This is a genomic window from Niallia sp. NCCP-28 (genome assembly GCF_023168165.1).
In the GTDB taxonomy this organism is placed as follows: domain Bacteria; phylum Bacillota; class Bacilli; order Bacillales; family Cytobacillaceae; genus Niallia.
In genome coordinates, this window is sequence record NZ_BQYJ01000008.1 from 145523 (window position 1) to 164022 (window position 18500).

Below are 18500 nucleotides of genomic sequence, written 5' to 3' on the forward strand. Positions count from 1 at the left end.
TACACTCTCTTAAAAATTTTTCTTAAGGCTAAATTTTAAACAACCTTCTTAAAAAACATCCTTAAGCTAATTATCCAATGCTTTAAGAAGTTATGCGGAAATATACAATTGTCTTATCCTATATCTGCTTTTTCCTTCTGGCATTTTTATGTAAAGAAAAAGCCAATAATGAAACTATTTATCCATCTTTACGTATTAATGATGGGAATTAGTAAAAAGGAGGAAAACAATGCTTTATTTATTTGCTTTACTTGCATTAACTTTAAATCCCTTTGTGTGGATTGCCTATTACAAAAAAAGAAGCTTTATTTATTCTCAAATTTTTCGTGTTATTTTCGGTCTATTCTTTTTATTCATTTTAGACTATATCCAATTAATCGATTATTCTACACAAGCATTAATAAAATTTGGTTTATTTTATATGGCCTTTTTCTTTTTTTGCGATTTAATTTACCCACATGTAAAAGGATATTTCATTTTTGGATCACTCGCCATCCTTTTTTTATTGATAAGTGCCTATTTGCAAATTGTGTACCCTTATACAATTGCAAATGATAAATATGAATTTGTCGTAAAAAAAACAACAGTAGCAAGCCGGGAAAAAGAATCTATGGATGAAAAGCATATTGCAGTAGTGCCGGAAAGCTACGCCAGATACCGAAGTGAAAAGAAATTAGGTGAACTCGCTCACTCCTCCTATTATGACCTTGGAGATTCTACCCTTCAGAAAATCGATGAAGAGCTGTTTTGGGTTACACCTATTGAATATACGGGATTTTTTAAATGGACAAAAGGAAAGGATGTACCAGGATACATTAAAATGAGCGCAGAAGATGAAAATAAGGATGCTGTATTAGTAAAATCAGCTATGAAATATGTACCATCCGCTTATTTTCAAGAAGACTTAAAAAGGCTCGTTCGCAGCAAATATAAACATACTATTTTGCTAGAAGCAAGTTTTGAACCTGATGATCAAGATAACCCATATTATGTTGTTCCATATGGCGATTATAATAAATTCCGCCAAATGGTCGATATAAAAGGAATCTATATAGTAAATCCTCAAACAGGCGATATTAAAAATCATTTGCTGAATAATATCCCAGAATATATTGATCATGTTATTCCAACAAGTGTGGCAGAAGATTGGAATGAATGGTATGGAAAATATGTCCATGGCTTTTGGAACACTATCTTCTCTAAAGAAGACATCATTTCTCCAACAAAGTGGGAAGATATCAATGAAGTCAACGGAGTGTTTAATAAAGATCTGCAGTTAAACTGGTTTACTGATTTCACTCGTTCAAAATCTGGAAGCGGGTCAATGGTTGGCTATTCCATGATGAATGCTCGTACGGGAAAATTAACCTTCTATACCGATGCCAATGGATCACTAAATGGAAAAGCCGCCATAAATGTTGCTGAAAAAACATTCCGAGCGGAAAAATATGAGGCTGGTACTCCATTGCTTTATACAATTTATGGACAATTCACATGGGTAGTGCCGCTTATGGACAGCAATAATGTCCTTCGAGAGATGATGCTTGTAAACGCAAAGGATGAAAAAATATACAGCCACAGCAATGCAAAAGCTAAACTGTTTAATGATTATAAATACGCACTTGCTACACAATTAAAGGATGACAAAAGCATTCCAACCGATATTGCAAATAAGAAAAAAACAGCAGGAAAAATTAGCTATGTATATAAAGCAGAGGAAGCAAATAGTACGATAGTGAAATTTATGTTGTCTGGACAGGATAAAATCTTCCAAGTTTCATCTACTGATTTTCCTTATAGTATTTTTATTGAAAAAGGGATGAATGTATCTATTAATTATATAGATACAGAAGAACTAGTCGTTTCTGTAGATAGTCTCACAATTGAAAAGCTTCAGTAGCTTTAAAAAGGGGAAAAGTTTCCCCTTTTTTTATTTCATAAGAACCAGCAGCGTTACCTTCATGCAAAAAAACAAAAATAAGGGATAAATGGACAAACCTAACCTTCTCCTGGCATATATTATTAGTAGCAAGAAATTCACAAAAAGGAGAATGCCTTTGTTTACACTCTTTTTTTTCGCTTATCTAATTGGTTCTTTCCCCACTGCATTAATAATCGGCAAAGTATTTTATGGAATTGATATCAGGAAGTATGGCAGTTTTAATCCAGGAGCAACGAATTCTCTAAGAGTACTTGGAAAAGGAGCCGGAATAACCGTTCTGCTATTCGATATCGGCAAAGGAGCTCTGGCTGCTGCACTTCCTTTTCTTTTTGAAGTGGATATAGACCCCTTGTATCCAGGGCTTGCTGCCGTTCTCGGCCATTGTTTCCCAATACTAGCTGGCTTTAGAGGGGGAAAAGCTATTGCAACAACCGCCGGGGCCTTGCTTATTGCCAATCCGCTGATGCTTTTTATTTCTTATATTACCTTTTTTCTTGTTATATTTATTACAAAATACGTTTTTTTAGGCAGCATCTCAATTGGAATAACACTGCTCCTATATGTGCTGATTGAACCAGGCTTAAAACATGAACTGCTCTTTTTTCTCTATCTAATTTTATTAATCTATCTTCATCGTTCTAATATTATTAATTTTATTCATCATAAGGAACCAATTTTTAATGATAAAAACCTTAAAAAAGATCGAATTAATCCAAAGAAGAAACCATAAAGTGAAACTTCATTCAGTGGGGGTTTTACTGCCCGTTAATGCAGGATAAATTCTTATGCTAAAACCCTTTTGTCGATAAAAATGGCAAATCAGCACTTTTCCTGGGAAATGAACTACAATCTTGTCGAAAAAAAACAAAAAGGCAAAGGATTGTTTTCCTTTGCCTTTTGCTTTTTTATCTTTTAGAAATTTCTTGTACTAGCAATTTATTTAAAATTTGCGGATTTGCTTGTCCTTTTGTCGCTTTCATAATTTGTCCCACAAGGAAACCAATTGCTTTTTGCTTGCCATTTTTAAAGTCTTCAATGGATTGGGGATTATTATCTAATGCTTCTCCAATAATTTTAAGCAATGCACCTTCATCGGAGATTTGCACTAATCCTTTTTCTTTGACGATGACTTCTGCATTTCCACCCTTTTCAATTAACTCCTTAAATACTACTTTCGCTATTTTGCTGGAAATTGTTCCATTTTCAATCAATTTGATCATTCCAGCTAAGTTTTCAGGAGTAAGAGCCACTTCAGCTAGTTCTTTTTGTTCTGCATTGATATAGGCAGAAACATCGCCCATCAACCAGTTGGAAGCTAACTTTGCATCAGCACCGTTGGCAACTGTTTCTTCAAAGAAGTCTGCCATTTCTTTTGTTACGGTTAAAACATTTGCATCATATTCTGGCAATCCAAGTTCTTCTACATAACGTTTTTTGCGAGCATCTGGAAGTTCTGGAATTTCTGCACGAATGCGCGATTTCCAGTCTTCATCAATATAAAGATCCAACAAGTCAGGCTCTGGAAAATAACGATAATCATCTGAACCTTCTTTTACACGCATTAATAGCGTCTTGCTTGTCGCCTCATCAAAACGGCGAGTTTCTTGCTCGATCAAACCGCCTGCAGTCACTACTTCTCTTTGTCTTTTTTCTTCATATTCCAATCCTTTGCGGACGAAGTTAAAAGAGTTTAGGTTTTTTAATTCTGTTTTTGTGCCAAGTTCTTCTTGGCCAACTGGACGAATAGAAATGTTCGCATCACAGCGAAGTGATCCTTCTTCCATTTTACAGTCGGATACACCTGTATATTGAATAATCGACTTCAGTTTCTCTAAATAAGCATATGCTTCATTTGGTGTACGAATATCTGGCTCTGATACAATTTCAATCAGAGGTGTGCCTTGACGGTTAAAATCCACTAATGAATAGCCATTCTCATGATTTAATTTTCCAGCATCCTCTTCCATATGAACACGTGTAATGCCAATTTTCTTTTTATAGCCGTCTACTTCAATTTCAATCCAGCCGTTTTCGCCAATTGGTTTGTCAAACTGAGAAATCTGATATGCTTTCGGATTATCAGGATAAAAGTAGTTCTTGCGGTCAAATTTTGTATCTGTAGCGATTTCGCAATTTAGTGCCATAGATGCTTTCATCGCATAATCGACTACTTTTCTATTTAATACAGGCAAAACACCAGGATACCCCAAATCAACTACGGTTGTATTTGTATTTGGATCAGCGCCAAAATGATTCGGGCTGCTTGAGAAGATTTTTGATTTTGTTTTTAGCTCTACATGTACTTCTAGTCCAATGACTGTTTCAAATTCCATAATTCTCACCCCTTACAGTGTTGGTTTTTGGTTATGATAGTCTGTTGCTTGTTCAAATGCATAAGCAACTTTATAAATGCTTTGTTCGTCAAAATGCTTTCCAATTATTTGCAGACCTAATGGCAGACCATTGGAAAAACCGCATGGTACAGATATTCCAGGAACACCTGCTAAGTTAACAGGAATAGTCAAAATATCATTAGCGTACATCGTTAATGGATCGTCAACATTTTCTCCGATTTTAAATGCTGGTGTTGGCGTTGTAGGCCCGATAATGACATCAAATTTTTCAAATACATCTTCAAAGTCTTTTTTAATTAATGTACGCACTTTTTGCGCCTTTTTATAGTAAGCATCATAATAGCCAGAACTTAACGCGAAAGTTCCTAGCATTATTCTGCGTTTCACTTCATCTCCAAAGCCTTCAGCACGCGATTTTTTATATAGATCAATTAAGTTTTCTGCATCTTCCGCACGATAGCCATAGCGAATGCCGTCAAAACGGGAAAGATTAGCAGATGCTTCCGAAGAAGACAATAAATAATAAGTGGCTAAAGCATACTTGCTGTGCGGCAATGAAACCTCTTCCCAAGTCGCCCCTAATTTTTCCAATACTTTTAATGCTTCTAGCACAGAGTTTCGTACATCTTCTTGTACACCTTCACCAAGATATTCTTTTGGCACTGCAATTTTTAAACCTTTTACATCGCCAGTTAAGCCTTTCACAAAGTCAGGAACCTCTACATTAGCAGATGTAGAATCCATTGGATCCATACCTGAGATTGCTTGCAGAAGATAGGCATTATCTTCAACGTTTCTTGTAATTGGGCCAATTTGATCTAAAGAGGAAGCGAATGCGACCAGACCAAAACGGGAAATGCGTCCATAAGTCGGTTTTAGACCAACAACGCCGCAATATGCTGCCGGCTGGCGAATGGAACCACCTGTATCAGAACCAAGAGAAAATAAAACTTCGCCGGCTGCAACCGAAGCCGCTGAACCGCCTGAAGAACCACCTGGCACCGTGTTAAGATTCCATGGGTTTTTTGTTTTTTGATAATAAGAATTTTCGGTAGAAGACCCCATTGCAAACTCATCCATATTTAATTTTCCAATTGTAATTGTTTCCGCATTATGTAATTTTTCCATTACCGTTGCATTATAAATAGGAGTAAAATTCTCAAGGATTCTACTAGAACATGTAGTGCGTAAATCTTTTGTTACAATATTATCCTTAATTCCAATAGGCATGCCAAAAAGGGAACCTTTCATTTGCCCTGAAACTAGCTTCTCATCTAATAATTTTGCTGTCATTAAAGCATTTTCTTCGTCTAATGTTACGAAAGCTTGTACTTTATCATCCACATCTTTGATACGGTTATAGGATTCCTTTACTAAATCAGTAACAGATACTTCTTTCTTTTGCAGCAATTCATGCAAATCTCTAACCTTATGATCAAATAAACTCATTTAGTTCCCTCCTTATTCGATAATAGATGGCACTTTTATCTGTCCATCTTGATGATCTGGTGCATTTTTTACTACTTCTTCAATCGGCAGACCTTTAGTTGGCACATCTTCACGCATTACATTTTTCATATCTAGGACATGAGATGTTGGTTCAATTCCTTCTGTATCTAATTCATTCAACTCTTCAGCAAAGGAAATGATAGCATCCAGCTGTTTTTGGAATTTTTCTGCTTCTTCCTCGGTAATAGCAAGTCTCGCTAAGTTTGCAACATGCTTTACTTCTTCAATTGTAATTCTTGACATAATTGTCACCTCCAAAATATACGAACAGCACAATAATCTGATAATATCAAACAACGCTTAAGTAAGGCAACAAGAACCATAAAGTAAAATCACTTTATCATTTATATTGTCTCCCAAAAGCAGATAAGTGTGCAAAAGACCCTATTTCATTATAATAGATTATTTGCTTTTAAGATGTATTTATCATGAAAACTTCTACAATATTATACTCCATTAGTAAAAACGGAGAAAATCTTATACAATAAGTGATAGTATAGCTTGTCCATCTTAATCTTGTTCCATTTTACGGACATTGCTAATAATGTCAATCTTTTTCAACAATCTTATATAGAAGAAATACAGCAGAAAATGTGGTGAAAAAATTGAATAACGAAACAGATTTATTAAAGCTAGAAAATCAGCTCTGTTTTTTGTTATATGCTGGCTCTAGAGAAATGACAAAAAAATACAAACCATTATTGGATGAATTAGGAGTAACCTACCCACAATATTTAGTCCTCCTTCTATTATGGGAACATAAAACGCTGACTGTAAAAGAGCTTGGACATGAGCTTTATCTAGACTCAGGAACGTTGACCCCCATGCTGAAAAGAATGGAACAGAACCAGATCATCAAAAGAGAGCGCTCCATAGAAGATGAACGCTCTGTTTTAATATCATTAACGGCTGAAGGATGCTCTTTAAAAGAAAAGGCAAAAGACATTCCTATTGAAATCTTTCATTTATCTGGGAAAAAAGAAGATGAATTTAAAGCACTAAAGGAATCTCTATTACAATTGCTGAATCAGCTTACAAACACGTAAAAAATGCCTCCTTATTTATAAAGAGGCATTTTTATATTAAGCTGTAGTCACTTCTAATTTCACATCAATATTTCCTCTAGTTGCTTTTGAATATGGACAGAACTGATGTGCTTTATGCACTAAATCTTCTAATGTCGCCTTTTCCACACCAGTGCCTTTCACCTTTAACGTTACTCCTAGTTTAAACCCTTGATCTGCTGCATCCTTCATTAAACTGACGCTTGCTGTTACTTCGGAATCAAATTTAACTTTTTCTCTTCCTGCGATTAGTTGCAATGCACCATCAAAACATGCTGCATATCCTGCTGCGAAAAGTTGTTCAGGATTTGTTGCATCTTCTAATTCCTTAGCACGAGGAGTTCCTGGCATAGCCGTTTCAAGCTGAATAACATAATCCTCCGATTCAACTCTTCCTTCTCTTCCTCCAGTAGCTGTTACAGATGTTGTAAAGATTGTTTCTGACATAATAGTACCCTCCAGTATAAATTAGTAGTCGCATTCCATCCATTCAATTACATTGTACACAATTAAATTGCTTAAAACAATTTTTAACTTCTAATTTTCTTTCTTATTAACGTTGGCATTAAACCTTTATTGATTAATATTCTTCTTTCTTTTTATTGCACAATAAGCTTGTTTATAAACATAAGCGCTAAAATCTTTCTATTTTGAATAACTGGCTTAAAGGGATGTATCCCCCTAAACTGTATAACTTAGATATCTTTAACCCATTATAGTTGGTCTATTGCTTTATTTTTCTTTTATATTTGCTTCCATTTTCTAATGTTTGAGTTTAAATTTTTTCAAATAGCTATTTTTCGTCAAAAAAAACTGCAAACCATCGTTTGCAGTTAATCCATTCCTAAAAGTGTTTTCTCATTTGAATCGTTTATTTTTTAAAGAAACTTCCCAAACTAGAAAAAATGCCCTTTTTTTCCGACTCTGTCTGCTGCTGGTCTTCAGTTTCTTTGTGCTCGGATACAAATATTTCCTCTTTTTCAATTGCATGATCATAAGCCACTAATAAACCAATCTCACTTATATAGTCTTTATTAGTAACCATTGTGTATTCCATTTTATACGTATTGGCTACTTTAATATATTTAGATAAATAAGCATAATTAAGGTGTCCATTTAAGTAAAGTTTGGCTCCTGTACTGCTTTTTATTGCATTTTCCACTTCTTCATAAACACGTTCTTCTAGAACTTGTGATTGTTTAAGGGCTATTACTACCCTCTCTCGCAACGTGCCTAGAAATTGCCGGCGCTCCTCTGGTTTTGTTTCTTTTGCTCCATAAACTCCTTGTTTTATATAATCATCTAAATTTGGATTTGACATCTTACACCTATCTCCTTCCCTTAGATTTCTCTTTACTACTATACTCTAAACATTAGAGAAAAAACCTATGCTCTTGTAAGTTTTTGTGAATATCAATTGACATATCCAAAAAGCTTGCTGATTTTTCTTTCTATACTAGATCTGCAAAATAAAAAAAGCTATTTAGGCTGCTTCTCTTTACTAAAAGTAAGCGGCCTATAAGCTTTTCTGCTAGCTGTTTTTTAATTATAAATATGAACAAATGGCTCATCTGTGCCGGCATCCCGAACAATTAATGCCTCAGCGCCATTTACAGACGTTATACTAACCTGTACAGAAATATCTGTCGGGAAATGTTCTACTACATTTCCAGCAGTAAATTGCGTAAAGCCAATTACCTCTGCTTTTCCATAAAACTGGATAGGTATTTCTATATTTAAATTCTGCAGCTTATTATTAACATAAAAAGCTCTGCCGACTACCCCATTAAAATTCGGAAAATATTCTTCAATGTCTTGTTTAAAATAAGAAAATGGATCTTCATCAGACTTATATTTACTTTTTCCATTTGGAAATAGCACATATTTTTCATTAATGCCCTTCCACTCTCCTAAATTTGAACTTCCCTTTCCAGCTGAGGAATAAGCAATAAAGTTTCCTGGCACAACAGAAGAGCTTTCCTTCTGTTCAAATAATGCAATCGTGATTGGAACGGAACTTAAACCTTTTATTTTTCTCATTCGCTTTATTACTTCAGCAGCGATTTTTTTTCCTTCATTCTCCAGTTTTGCTGCTGATATTGGAGCGCTATAGGTTGCTCCGTTCTTTTCTTTTTGATAATAATAAACAGAGTTTAAAGCAAGCCCTATCGTCACTCCGCCAAGCACCACTTTATCGGAATCTTTGCTTTTGATTAAATAATCATGTTCTAATATATGGGCTAAATAAATGGGCTCCATCTCACTGCTTTCTTTTATTGATTTATTTTCATCGGAAGGATTCAAGCCCACATTATCACTTTCAGACATTTTATTTTCCTTTAGTTCTTTTGCAGTATATTGACGATTTAGCCAACTTGAAACAACTTCTTTGCTTAAATACTGGCCTTCTTGAAAATAATATGTGTCAGGGTCAAATGTGTTTTGGGCGACACGCATTAGACCTGTTTCCAATTCGCTGATATCATATCTTGTATTTAAGTTATTCACTACTAATCCTCTTGCTGCAGATGACTTAAATGGTAGTTTCATGCTGTAATAATCATCGGATATTTTATATTTAGGCAGGATTGCTGTATCTTCTGAACTATTGTTTGCTGTATTGTCCTTTACTTCTTCTTCCTTTTGAAAATTCGGCGCACAAGCAGACAATAATAGGACAAGACTTAACGCTAATATAAAGCTTTTTTTCATTCTCCAAACACACCTTTAATCTTTAATTCTTCCAACAACTTTTCTTCATTCCAAACTTCAATTTCTAGTTCCTCTGCTTTTGTCAGCTTGCTCCCAGCGTCTTCACCGGCAATGACTAAGTCGGTTTTTTTGCTTACGCTTCCTGTAACTTTCCCGCCTAGTGCTTCAATTTTCTCCTTAGCCTCATTCCGGGAAAGAATCTCCATTTTTCCTGTAAGCACAATCGTTTTGTCTGCAAAAATGGAATCTGCATCTTCTACCGCTGCAAGTTTTGGTCCTGTATACACCATATTAACGCCAGCTGACTGCAGTTCATTAATAAGCGCTGCTGCTGCTTCTTGTTCGAAATAGGTAACAATAGAATCTGCCATTTTTTCGCCAATTTCATTAATTGCTATTAACTGCTCTTTTGTAGCATCTAAAAGATTTTCCATCGTTTCAAAAACCATTGCAATAGTTTTTGCTGCTTTTGCTCCAACATGCCGGATTCCTAAACCAAATAATAATTTTTCAAGAGAATTCTTTTTCGATGCTTCAATAGCATTCAGCAAGTTCGTGACTGACTTATCTCCCATTCTTTCTAGCTGAATCAACTGATCATATGTTAATGCATATAAATCTGCAACATCTTCTATTAATTTTTCTTTAAAAAGCTGACTTATGACTCTTTCTCCCAATCCATCTATATTCATGGCATTGCGGGAAACAAAGTGAATAAGCCCTTCTCTAATCTGAGCGGAGCATTTTGGGTTAATGCATCGAAGAGCAACCTCTCCTTCAATTCTGACTAATTCACTTTCACATTCCGGACAATATGTTGGCATATGAAAGTCTTTTTCTTCCCCTGTCCGTCTTTCCACTAAAACATTCACTACTTCAGGAATAATATCTCCAGCTTTTTTCACAACAACCATATCGCCAATTTTTATATCTTTTTCCCTAATTAAGTCTTCATTATGGAGAGATGCCCTTTTAACCGTTGTTCCTGCTACTTTCACTGGCACTAGTTCAGCTGTTGGAGTAATGACGCCGGTTCTGCCAACATTTAGCGTAATATCCACTAGCTTTGTTACTACTTCTTCTGCAGGAAATTTATAAGCTATAGCCCATCTTGGACTTTTAGCGGTTGTTCCTAACTTTTCTTGATTTGCTAATCCATCCACTTTAATAACAATGCCATCTATCTCATATGGAAGATCTGGCCGTTTCTCTTGCCATTCCTCTACATATTGCAAAACTGCCTCTATAGAATCGCATTTTCTTCTTTGTCTGTTTGTCTTAAATCCTAATTCATCTAATAGGTCCAATCCTCCACTATGTGATTCAACCCCTGTTTGGCCAACATCACCAATGGCATATAAGAAAATATCCAGATTTCTAGATGCAGCAATACGTGGATCCAACTGCCTTAATGAACCTGCAGCAGCATTTCTGGGATTGGCAAACGGCTCTTCCCCATTTTCCTCTTTAACAGCATTTAAGGCCAAAAATGATTTTTTGGGCATAAACGCTTCTCCCCGAACTTCAATGCTAACTGGCCTATTTAAGCGCAAGGGAATGGATCGGATTGTCTTTAAGTTTGCAGTAATATCTTCTCCTGTTGTTCCATCCCCTCTTGTCGCACCAATTTCAAATAGCCCATCTGCATATCGAAGAGAAACTGCTAATCCATCTATCTTTAATTCACAGACATAACAAAACTCATCTCCGATTGCCTGGCGTATCTTTCGGTCAAAGTCTCTTAAATCATCTTCATTAAAAGCATTTCCCAAACTAAGCATCGGCTTTTGATGCTGAACTTTAGAAAACATAGACAAAATTTCTCCACCTACGCGCTGAGACGGAGAATCATTTGTTTTTAGCGCTGGAAATAACTCCTCTAAAGAAATAAGTTCTTTTAATAATCTATCGTACTCCGCATCAGGAATAGATGGATTATCCAGCACATGATATTCATAATTATATTTATTCAGGAGATTATGCAATTCCTTTACTTGCTTCTCTGCTGCTTGTATATCCAAAAGCTCCATTCCTTTCTATCCATTTAAAGGCCAGCTTAATTTTTCTATTATAAAAAATATTAGCTTAGCCTTTTTTCCAAAAGATCGGGTACTGTATAAATGCTTTTTATCACTTTTATTCGACTAAACCAACCTATTAACTAACATAGGGAAAAGCTAGAAAAAATGCAGCGTCTTTTTCGGTTTATGCCTGCATGTTTTTATGTTCTTCCTATTGCTTGCATTTATTGCAAACTCCGTTATGCTTTTTGAATCGGCGCAAACTTCGCCAATAGTCTTTTAATGCCAACTGGGCTTGGAAAAGCAATATCGAGTTCTTTAGAGTCTCCCTCTCCTTTTACACTGACAACTGTTCCAACGCCCCATTTTCCATGTGCGGCCTTATCGCCAACGTTCCAATCAATTCCCTCGCCCCCAGATGTTGTAGTGGCAGGACGAATCACTGCTTTTCTGGCAGCTTGCGGAGAACGATTATAGGAACCGCCGCGCAAGGTATTTGAAGAACCATTATTTCTTCTATTCTGTGGCATTATTCCTTCCAATAACTCTTCTGGAATTTCCTTCACAAATCTTGAAGGTGGATTCATATTAGTTCGGCCAAAAAGTGTTCTCATTTGTGCATTCGTTAAATACAGATGTTTTTCCGCTCTAGTCAGCCCTACATACATCAGCCTTCTCTCTTCTTCCATTTCGGCTTCTTCTACTAAAGAACGGGAATGCGGAAAAACGCTCTCCTCTAATCCAATTAGAAAAACAACAGGAAATTCTAAGCCCTTTGCTGAATGAAGAGTCATAAGCACTACCGAATCTGCTTCTTTTCCATCTTCATCTAACTTATCAATATCAGCAACAAGCGCAAGATCCGTCAAAAAAGCAATTAAAGATTTATCATCATTCGTACTTTCAAAGTTTTTCGTAACCGATAAAAACTCTTCAATATTTTCCAAGCGGCTTTGTGCTTCAATCGATTTCTCCGCTTTTAGCATTTCCTCATAGCCTGATTTCTCAATTACTGCTTCCACCAATTCTGTAACAGATAGATATTCTTGCATCTCACTGTATTGTCGAATTAAATTGCGGAACTCTGTTGCCGCCTTCGTAATTTTGGGGCTTAATCCTATTAATTCAATAGCATCAAGCGCTTGGTACATAGACATATCATGCATTCCTGCAAAATTTGAAATTTTATCAATGGAACTAGAACCAATGCCTCTTTTCGGCACATTAATGACGCGCTGCAAACTAATATCATCATCTGGATTTGCAATTAATCGCAAATAAGCTAAGATGTCTTTAATTTCTTTTCTGTCATAGAACTTTATCCCACCAACAATGGAATATTCAATATTTGCTTTTAACAGCATTTCCTCCATGACACGAGACTGGGCATTTGTACGATACAGGATAGCAATCTCCGATAAATTTAAAGAAGTTTCTCTTCTTAATTCTTGAATTTTTCCTATAACAAATTGTGCTTCCCCTTGTTCACTGTCTGCACGGTAATAGTAGATTTTATTGCCTTCTTCATTTTCCGTCCAAAGATTTTTTTCTTTCCTGCCAGAATTATTTCCGATTACTTTATTCGCAGCATTTAAGATCGTTTTTGTTGAACGATAATTTTGCTCTAACATTACAACCTTTGCATTCGGATAATCTTTCTCAAACGAAAGAATATTTGTAATATCTGCACCGCGCCATGCATAAATAGACTGGTCTGAATCACCCACAACACAAAGATTGCGGAATCTGCTTGCTAATTGTTTCACTAGGAAATACTGGGATTTATTAGTATCTTGATATTCATCAACATGAATATATTGAAATTTACGTTGATAATACTCTAATACCTCAGGAACTCTTTGAAAAAGATGGATGGTTTGCATAATTAAATCATCGAAGTCTAAGGCTTGATTTTTGCGTAGTCTTTTTTGATATTCTGTATATACATCACTCACTGTTTGAGAGTAGTAATCACCGGCAGTCTTAGCAAACTCTTCTGCCGTGATCAGCTCATTTTTCGCTGAGCTGATGCTCCCAAGAATTGCCCTTGGATCATTTTTTTTTGGATCAAGATTGCGGTCTTTAAGAATTCCTTTAATAACAGAAAGCTGATCTGTCGTATCTAATATCGTAAAATTACGGTTATATCCAATTCTATCGATGTCTTTTCTTAAAATTCTTACACACATCGAGTGAAAAGTTGAAATCCATATATCTTCACTTGCTCCGCCTAAAACAGCTGCAATTCTCTGCCTCATTTCTTTTGCAGCCTTATTTGTAAAAGTAATCGCTAAAATATTATAAGGATTTACCCCTTTTTCTACCATTAAATAAGCGATTCTTTGTGTCAGCACCCTTGTTTTCCCACTGCCTGCTCCCGCCATAATCAAAAGGGGGCCATCTGTCATTTTTACAGCAAGTTTTTGTTCGGGGTTTAAACCATTTAATATTTTATCTGTTAAAAATTGCATATTTCCACCACCATAAGAACATATATTCTATTCTAATTTTTTCTGCTTTGAAATTCAATGAAAACTATCCTTTTATCTGTACAGTGCTTAGTGCTGCATCAATATCTGTATAAATAATATTCCCTACCACTACCACATCAGCAATACTTGCCATTTCCTCTGCTTCTTGCAAGTTTGCAATTCCTCCACCATAAAAAAGTGTAGTATTCATTAAATGCCTTTTCGCCGCCTTCACCATCTCTGGATTCCCATAGCTTCCACTATATTCCACATAAAAAATCGGCAAATGGAACATTTTTTCTGCCATCATCGCAAATGCCGCAACATCATCTTCAGACAGTTCCGTATTTGCTTCTGTTACATTAGCCGCTTTACACTCTTTATTTAAAATACAATAACCTTGCATCAAGAATTCATCCCAATTTATGATTTCTCCATACTCTTTAACGGCTTTTTGATGAAGCCCTGTCACCCATAATGTATTCGTACTATTTAAAACAGTTGGGACAAAATATAAATCAAAACCTGGTGTAACAGATTCAATTGATGATATTTCCAAAACGCAAGGTACGGTGTATCGGCGAACTCTCGACATAATGCTTAAGACATTTTCCAATGTTACACCATCTGTTCCTCCAATGATAATTGCATCTGTACCAGATTCACATATTCTTTCCAAGTTCTTATCTGATATTTCTTTATTTGGATCTAATTTAAAAACATGACGCCATTTTTGAACATCATACATGCATACTTCCTCCATTCTGCCATTCCATTAAACCATTATAGCATTAGTGTTACTATCTAAAAAGAATAGACAATGGTTAATTTCTATATAAATATATACCAAAAAGAAAGGTAGAATTTATTCCAGATTCTCTTGGCAAACTATAATCATTTTGCCCTAATATCGAGTGTTAATCTCCATACTATTTACACTAATAGGACGATTTATAAATATAAAAGTTTCATTCGTTTTACTTTTTTCATTTTGCTGCTTAAGCAAAAAAAAGCTTTATTTATTCTCTTATTTCTTACATGGCTCAAACTATATAAATTGGCATAAAAAAGAGCAGGATCAATAGCCTTCCTGCTCTTTTTTCATTTCACTATTCAGCTGCTTTTTCTTCTTCTTTAATTCTATCTAAAGCCATCTCATATGCATCATTGCCATAATTCAAACATCTTTTTACCCGCGAAATCGTTGCAGTGCTCGCACCAGTTTCCTTTTCTATCATATGATACGTATTTCCCTCTCTTAGCATTCTGGCAACTTCCAGACGCTGGGACAATGATTGAATCTCATTTACTGTGCAAAGATCGTCAAAAAACAAATAACATTCTTCTAAATTTTCCAATGAAAGAATGGACTTAAATAATTGATCCAATTCTTTTCCTCTTAATTTATCAATTTGCATTTTTTCATACCTCCAAAAAGTTACATTAAATTTTATCTTGTTTCAAAAGAAACGGCTGCATTTAGTCCAAGATTAGAAGGTATAATATCTATCCATGTCTTTCCAGGAACCAGCCCTGCCTGTTTATTGTTCTCAAATGGAAGAATGCGGCCATTTATATTTTTCCATTCTACTTCTCTCCATCTGCCCTTTTGCAACAGATAGCCTTTTCCCCCTGAAGTTAAATCTACTTCTCTTCTTCCTTTTTTATCTACAACAGAATGTCTGGCCTCAAGGATAAAAACATTATCTACTGCAACAGGAGATTTTGTTTCGTACTCTACTGTCTGTTCCCCATTCGAGTACCGCAAATATTTTTGCGAATCACTGTTGTATTTAAACTGAGAATTGTATGCATTATCTGAACTAAATTTTACAGAAACAGCACTTGTCTTTTCCCCGGCTATTTTATCTAAATCAGCCTTTTTAATAAATAAAAGGTTGTCTGGTGATTGATCTAGGCTGTATTGTTTTTGCTTTGCTCCCTTTAAAATGTTGCTGTAGCTAATATAAGAATTATGGGGAGCTACTCGATATGAGGCCCTTTTAAAAAGGGTTCCGTCATATTGCATGCCATTTAAATTATCAATATATCCATTTGTTAAAAGCTTTTTTGCCTCTGGACTGTAACCATGAGCAATATATAATGTATCATATCCTTTTGCAAGTTCAATATAATAGTCTCGCGAACTTCGTACAGGACCAATTAATTTTGGATGTTCACTTTGGAATATAGCAAGAAATCTCGTAATATCCCCTTCCGCTAAAACTTCATACACAATATCTGCTTGCGATAAACCAGATTGTGGTCTTGCAGCAGGATGATTATTAATCATCACGCCAATTGCTCGATTTGAATTTTCCTCTTTGCTTTTCAAACCTGTCAGCGGATATGTATATGCCAGTCCTTCACTTTTTTGTTGTTCTTTATGGATATTGCCGCTTTGGTGATTTTCATTATGTCCGTTAACCTTTTTCGGGTCATCGCTGCACGCTGTTAAAAGAACTGTCATAAAAAGAAAAATAATGCTTTTCTTCATACGCCCTCCTATTTCTAAGACCTCTATACCGGTTTTTGAATAGCGCTTCCCAAACTTCTCTACTTTGATAAACAAGTTTTCTTTAACTATGGCAATACTTTCTGAAAATTCCAATTTAACAAATATACTCTTTTATATTTTAACGCATTATTGCTGGAAAGAGTACATTTTTATTTAATACATCATACAATCCTTTTTGTGTAATTCTTATATACGGCAAATGTGTGGCAGAAAAAAACGCTAAAGTATAAATAGGATCCTCATATGCAAAACCTAATTCTTTTATAATTTTAATCAAATCTTTTTCTTTTTTTATTAGGCTCATTAATGGAATGTCTGCCATCAACCCTTTTAAAGGAAGAGAAAGCTCTATCAGTATCTTTCCATCTTTAATGAGTACAATGCCTCCACCAATCTCCTTTAATCGATTAAAAGCTTTTATCATATCACATTGATCTTTTCCTAACAAAATAATATTTCCATCACCTGTATAGGAACTGGCCAATCCACCAATTGCATTAGAGAACCCTTTTAATAAAGTATTGATTCTCCATTTACCTTGCCTATCTAACAGCATAAAAAAACATTCGTCATGTTCCTCAGATAATTTATTGTCCGATACATTCATGGAGATAGAATACGGTTTTGTAATAACAGAATTCTCCATTTTAATCCCAAAAGGCATAGAAAATTGCATATCATTATAACTTAAATCCCAATTGATCTGGATTGGGTTTAATCCACAATCTTTCCAATCGATAGTTGGATATATACCTTCTACTTCCTTTCCATTTCTTTTCACCCACACGCCTTTTGCCAATACAGAAATAGGAGTAGGATTTTTTTCATTTGCTAAAAAATTAATATTAGCAACTCTACCTGTTGCAATATTTCCGTGAAGATGCTCCAAATGATAGTATTTAGCAATATTACTTGTTGCCATATTATAGGCATCAACTACTGGCACCCCTTTTTCCAAAGCTATGCGAATCAAGTAATCGATATGACCTTGTTCATAAAAATAAGAAGGCGATCCATCTGTCGTCAACATAAATTTATCATATTGATCTATCCCTAAATGATGAATTTCATCTAATAATTTTGGCAAATCTGGACGAATCGAGGAATATCGCAATGAAACCATATACCCTTGAAGCAAGCGGTCAAGCACTTCCTTTCCTGTCATCGCTTCATGGTCAGAGTCAACACCTAAAAGCATCATCTTTGCCAATGTTTTTTCAGATGCACCTGGAAAGTGGCCTTCAATTTTCTTACGCATTCTTTTCGTTTCTTGCATCCAATGGAGCATCATATCATCTCCGTCCAAAAGCTTCGGCCACGCCGTTAATTCTCCCCCTTGCAAAACAGCATCATGTTGAATCCAGTTCTTCACATTACTATGCGAAAATACCATTTCTTCATTTTGTAATTCTGTCTGCGAATCATATCGGCACCACCAGTAAATAGTTGATGGAATATCTTGCATAAAACCCATTAAAGTAAACGCTTTCTTTTTATCCAAATGCATAGCTAACATAAGGTTATCATTTACTAGTGTTGTTGTCCCAAACTGTGATGTATATTGTGCAAGTGTTAGGGGATTATAAATTTGAAAAGGGTGCGCATGCGCTTCTATGTATCCTGGTACAAGAAATTGATTTTCGCAATCAACAATTTCACATTGAGCGATTATTTTTGGCATATCCTTACCGACATATACAATACGGTCTTCTAAGATCCATATATTTGCAACTATCCATTTGCGAAGAGTTTGATTTAAATAAGTAGCATTTTGGAGAATAATGGTTGGAGATTTTTCACCGTTAAGTACAGCAACATGTTTTCTTAAAATTTTGCTTTTCCAGCGATAACGTTGATCTAACATTTAGGATTTCCCCCTTTTTGTCCGTTTTATTTTGTTTGATCATTT

The 18500-nt window shown here is 35.4% G+C and carries 15 protein-coding genes; 3 read left to right on the forward strand and 12 right to left on the reverse strand.

What is annotated here, in order from left to right; translation table 11 throughout:
- Nucleotides 1-229: 229 nt before the first annotated feature.
- Together NCCP28_RS19170 and plsY are read left to right on the forward strand one after the other, a co-directional pair.
- A complete protein-coding gene (locus NCCP28_RS19170) occupies nucleotides 230-1900 on the forward strand; it encodes a hypothetical protein (protein WP_248562829.1) in 1671 nt (556 codons plus the stop codon).
- Between the two features lie 151 nt (nucleotides 1901-2051).
- Nucleotides 2052-2672, forward strand: a complete 621-nt coding sequence (gene plsY / locus NCCP28_RS19175; protein WP_248562830.1) for a glycerol-3-phosphate 1-O-acyltransferase PlsY — start codon at nucleotides 2052-2054, stop codon at nucleotides 2670-2672.
- A 175-nt stretch (nucleotides 2673-2847) separates the two neighbouring features.
- Here plsY and gatB read toward each other — a convergent pair whose 3' ends face one another.
- Genes gatB through gatC form a run of 3 tightly spaced genes read right to left on the reverse strand, consistent with a single transcriptional unit; the run spans nucleotide 2848 to nucleotide 6048 of the window.
- Nucleotides 2848-4275 (reverse strand): Asp-tRNA(Asn)/Glu-tRNA(Gln) amidotransferase subunit GatB, encoded by a 1428-nt coding sequence (gene gatB, locus NCCP28_RS19180; RefSeq protein WP_248562831.1) that lies wholly within the window; start codon nucleotides 4273-4275, stop codon nucleotides 2848-2850.
- Nucleotides 4276-4287: 12 nt separating this feature from the next.
- On the reverse strand, nucleotides 4288-5745 hold the full coding sequence (gene gatA, locus NCCP28_RS19185; RefSeq protein WP_248562832.1) for an Asp-tRNA(Asn)/Glu-tRNA(Gln) amidotransferase subunit GatA: 1458 nt from the start codon (nucleotides 5743-5745) through the stop codon (nucleotides 4288-4290).
- A 12-nt stretch (nucleotides 5746-5757) separates the two neighbouring features.
- On the reverse strand, nucleotides 5758-6048 hold the full coding sequence (gene gatC / locus NCCP28_RS19190) for an Asp-tRNA(Asn)/Glu-tRNA(Gln) amidotransferase subunit GatC (RefSeq protein WP_248562833.1): 291 nt from the start codon (nucleotides 6046-6048) through the stop codon (nucleotides 5758-5760).
- A gap of 362 nt (nucleotides 6049-6410) precedes the next feature.
- Here gatC and NCCP28_RS19195 point away from each other — a divergent pair, with 362 nt between their 5' ends.
- On the forward strand, nucleotides 6411-6851 hold the full coding sequence (locus tag NCCP28_RS19195; RefSeq protein WP_248562869.1) for a MarR family winged helix-turn-helix transcriptional regulator: 441 nt from the start codon (nucleotides 6411-6413) through the stop codon (nucleotides 6849-6851).
- A 36-nt stretch (nucleotides 6852-6887) separates the two neighbouring features.
- Here NCCP28_RS19195 and NCCP28_RS19200 read toward each other — a convergent pair whose 3' ends face one another.
- From NCCP28_RS19200 to NCCP28_RS19240, 9 genes are all read right to left on the reverse strand, one after another.
- The gene (locus NCCP28_RS19200) at nucleotides 6888-7316 is read right to left on the reverse strand and encodes an organic hydroperoxide resistance protein (protein ID WP_248562834.1); all 429 of its coding nucleotides are present in this window, start codon (nucleotides 7314-7316) and stop codon (nucleotides 6888-6890) included.
- Nucleotides 7317-7740: 424 nt separating this feature from the next.
- Nucleotides 7741-8190, reverse strand: coding sequence for a YueI family protein (locus NCCP28_RS19205; RefSeq protein ID WP_248562835.1), 450 nt, complete (start codon nucleotides 8188-8190; stop codon nucleotides 7741-7743).
- A gap of 221 nt (nucleotides 8191-8411) precedes the next feature.
- Nucleotides 8412-9581 carry a CamS family sex pheromone protein gene (locus tag NCCP28_RS19210; protein ID WP_248562836.1) on the reverse strand — a complete coding sequence of 390 codons (1170 nt, stop codon included), beginning with the start codon at nucleotides 9579-9581 and terminating at the stop codon, nucleotides 8412-8414.
- Nucleotides 9578-11602, reverse strand: coding sequence for an NAD-dependent DNA ligase LigA (gene ligA / locus NCCP28_RS19215; RefSeq protein ID WP_248562870.1), 2025 nt, complete (start codon nucleotides 11600-11602; stop codon nucleotides 9578-9580). The genes NCCP28_RS19210 and ligA overlap by 4 nt, the downstream gene beginning before the upstream one ends.
- 239 nt (nucleotides 11603-11841) lie before the next feature.
- The gene (gene pcrA, locus NCCP28_RS19220; protein ID WP_248562837.1) at nucleotides 11842-14073 is read right to left on the reverse strand and encodes a DNA helicase PcrA; all 2232 of its coding nucleotides are present in this window, start codon (nucleotides 14071-14073) and stop codon (nucleotides 11842-11844) included.
- Nucleotides 14074-14137: 64 nt separating this feature from the next.
- On the reverse strand, nucleotides 14138-14821 hold the full coding sequence (gene pcrB / locus NCCP28_RS19225) for a heptaprenylglyceryl phosphate synthase (RefSeq protein WP_248562838.1): 684 nt from the start codon (nucleotides 14819-14821) through the stop codon (nucleotides 14138-14140).
- Nucleotides 14822-15182: 361 nt separating this feature from the next.
- Nucleotides 15183-15491 (reverse strand): YerC/YecD family TrpR-related protein, encoded by a 309-nt coding sequence (locus NCCP28_RS19230; protein ID WP_248562839.1) that lies wholly within the window; start codon nucleotides 15489-15491, stop codon nucleotides 15183-15185.
- Between the two features lie 32 nt (nucleotides 15492-15523).
- Nucleotides 15524-16570, reverse strand: a complete 1047-nt coding sequence (locus tag NCCP28_RS19235; RefSeq protein ID WP_248562840.1) for a DUF3048 domain-containing protein — start codon at nucleotides 16568-16570, stop codon at nucleotides 15524-15526.
- A 139-nt stretch (nucleotides 16571-16709) separates the two neighbouring features.
- Nucleotides 16710-18455 carry an adenine deaminase C-terminal domain-containing protein gene (locus NCCP28_RS19240; RefSeq protein ID WP_248562841.1) on the reverse strand — a complete coding sequence of 582 codons (1746 nt, stop codon included), beginning with the start codon at nucleotides 18453-18455 and terminating at the stop codon, nucleotides 16710-16712.
- Between the last annotated feature and the right edge of the window lie 45 nt (nucleotides 18456-18500).

What these genes read in the sequence shown, in the direction of transcription:
- NCCP28_RS19170 (WP_248562829.1), top strand. Translation starts at nt 230, where the DNA reads ATGCTTTATTTATTTGCTTTACTTGCATTAACTTTAAATCCCTTTGTG.
- plsY (WP_248562830.1), top strand. Translation starts at nt 2,052, where the DNA reads ATGCCTTTGTTTACACTCTTTTTTTTCGCTTATCTAATTGGTTCTTTC.
- gatB (WP_248562831.1), bottom strand. Translation starts at nt 4,275, where the DNA reads ATGGAATTTGAAACAGTCATTGGACTAGAAGTACATGTAGAGCTAAAA.
- gatA (WP_248562832.1), bottom strand. Translation starts at nt 5,745, where the DNA reads ATGAGTTTATTTGATCATAAGGTTAGAGATTTGCATGAATTGCTGCAA.
- gatC (WP_248562833.1), bottom strand. Translation starts at nt 6,048, where the DNA reads ATGTCAAGAATTACAATTGAAGAAGTAAAGCATGTTGCAAACTTAGCG.
- NCCP28_RS19200 (WP_248562834.1), bottom strand. Translation starts at nt 7,316, where the DNA reads ATGTCAGAAACAATCTTTACAACATCTGTAACAGCTACTGGAGGAAGA.
- NCCP28_RS19205 (WP_248562835.1), bottom strand. Translation starts at nt 8,190, where the DNA reads ATGTCAAATCCAAATTTAGATGATTATATAAAACAAGGAGTTTATGGA.
- NCCP28_RS19210 (WP_248562836.1), bottom strand. Translation starts at nt 9,581, where the DNA reads ATGAAAAAAAGCTTTATATTAGCGTTAAGTCTTGTCCTATTATTGTCT.
- pcrA (WP_248562837.1), bottom strand. Translation starts at nt 14,073, where the DNA reads ATGCAATTTTTAACAGATAAAATATTAAATGGTTTAAACCCCGAACAA.
- pcrB (WP_248562838.1), bottom strand. Translation starts at nt 14,821, where the DNA reads ATGTATGATGTTCAAAAATGGCGTCATGTTTTTAAATTAGATCCAAAT.
- NCCP28_RS19230 (WP_248562839.1), bottom strand. Translation starts at nt 15,491, where the DNA reads ATGCAAATTGATAAATTAAGAGGAAAAGAATTGGATCAATTATTTAAG.
- NCCP28_RS19235 (WP_248562840.1), bottom strand. Translation starts at nt 16,570, where the DNA reads ATGAAGAAAAGCATTATTTTTCTTTTTATGACAGTTCTTTTAACAGCG.
- NCCP28_RS19240 (WP_248562841.1), bottom strand. Translation starts at nt 18,455, where the DNA reads ATGTTAGATCAACGTTATCGCTGGAAAAGCAAAATTTTAAGAAAACAT.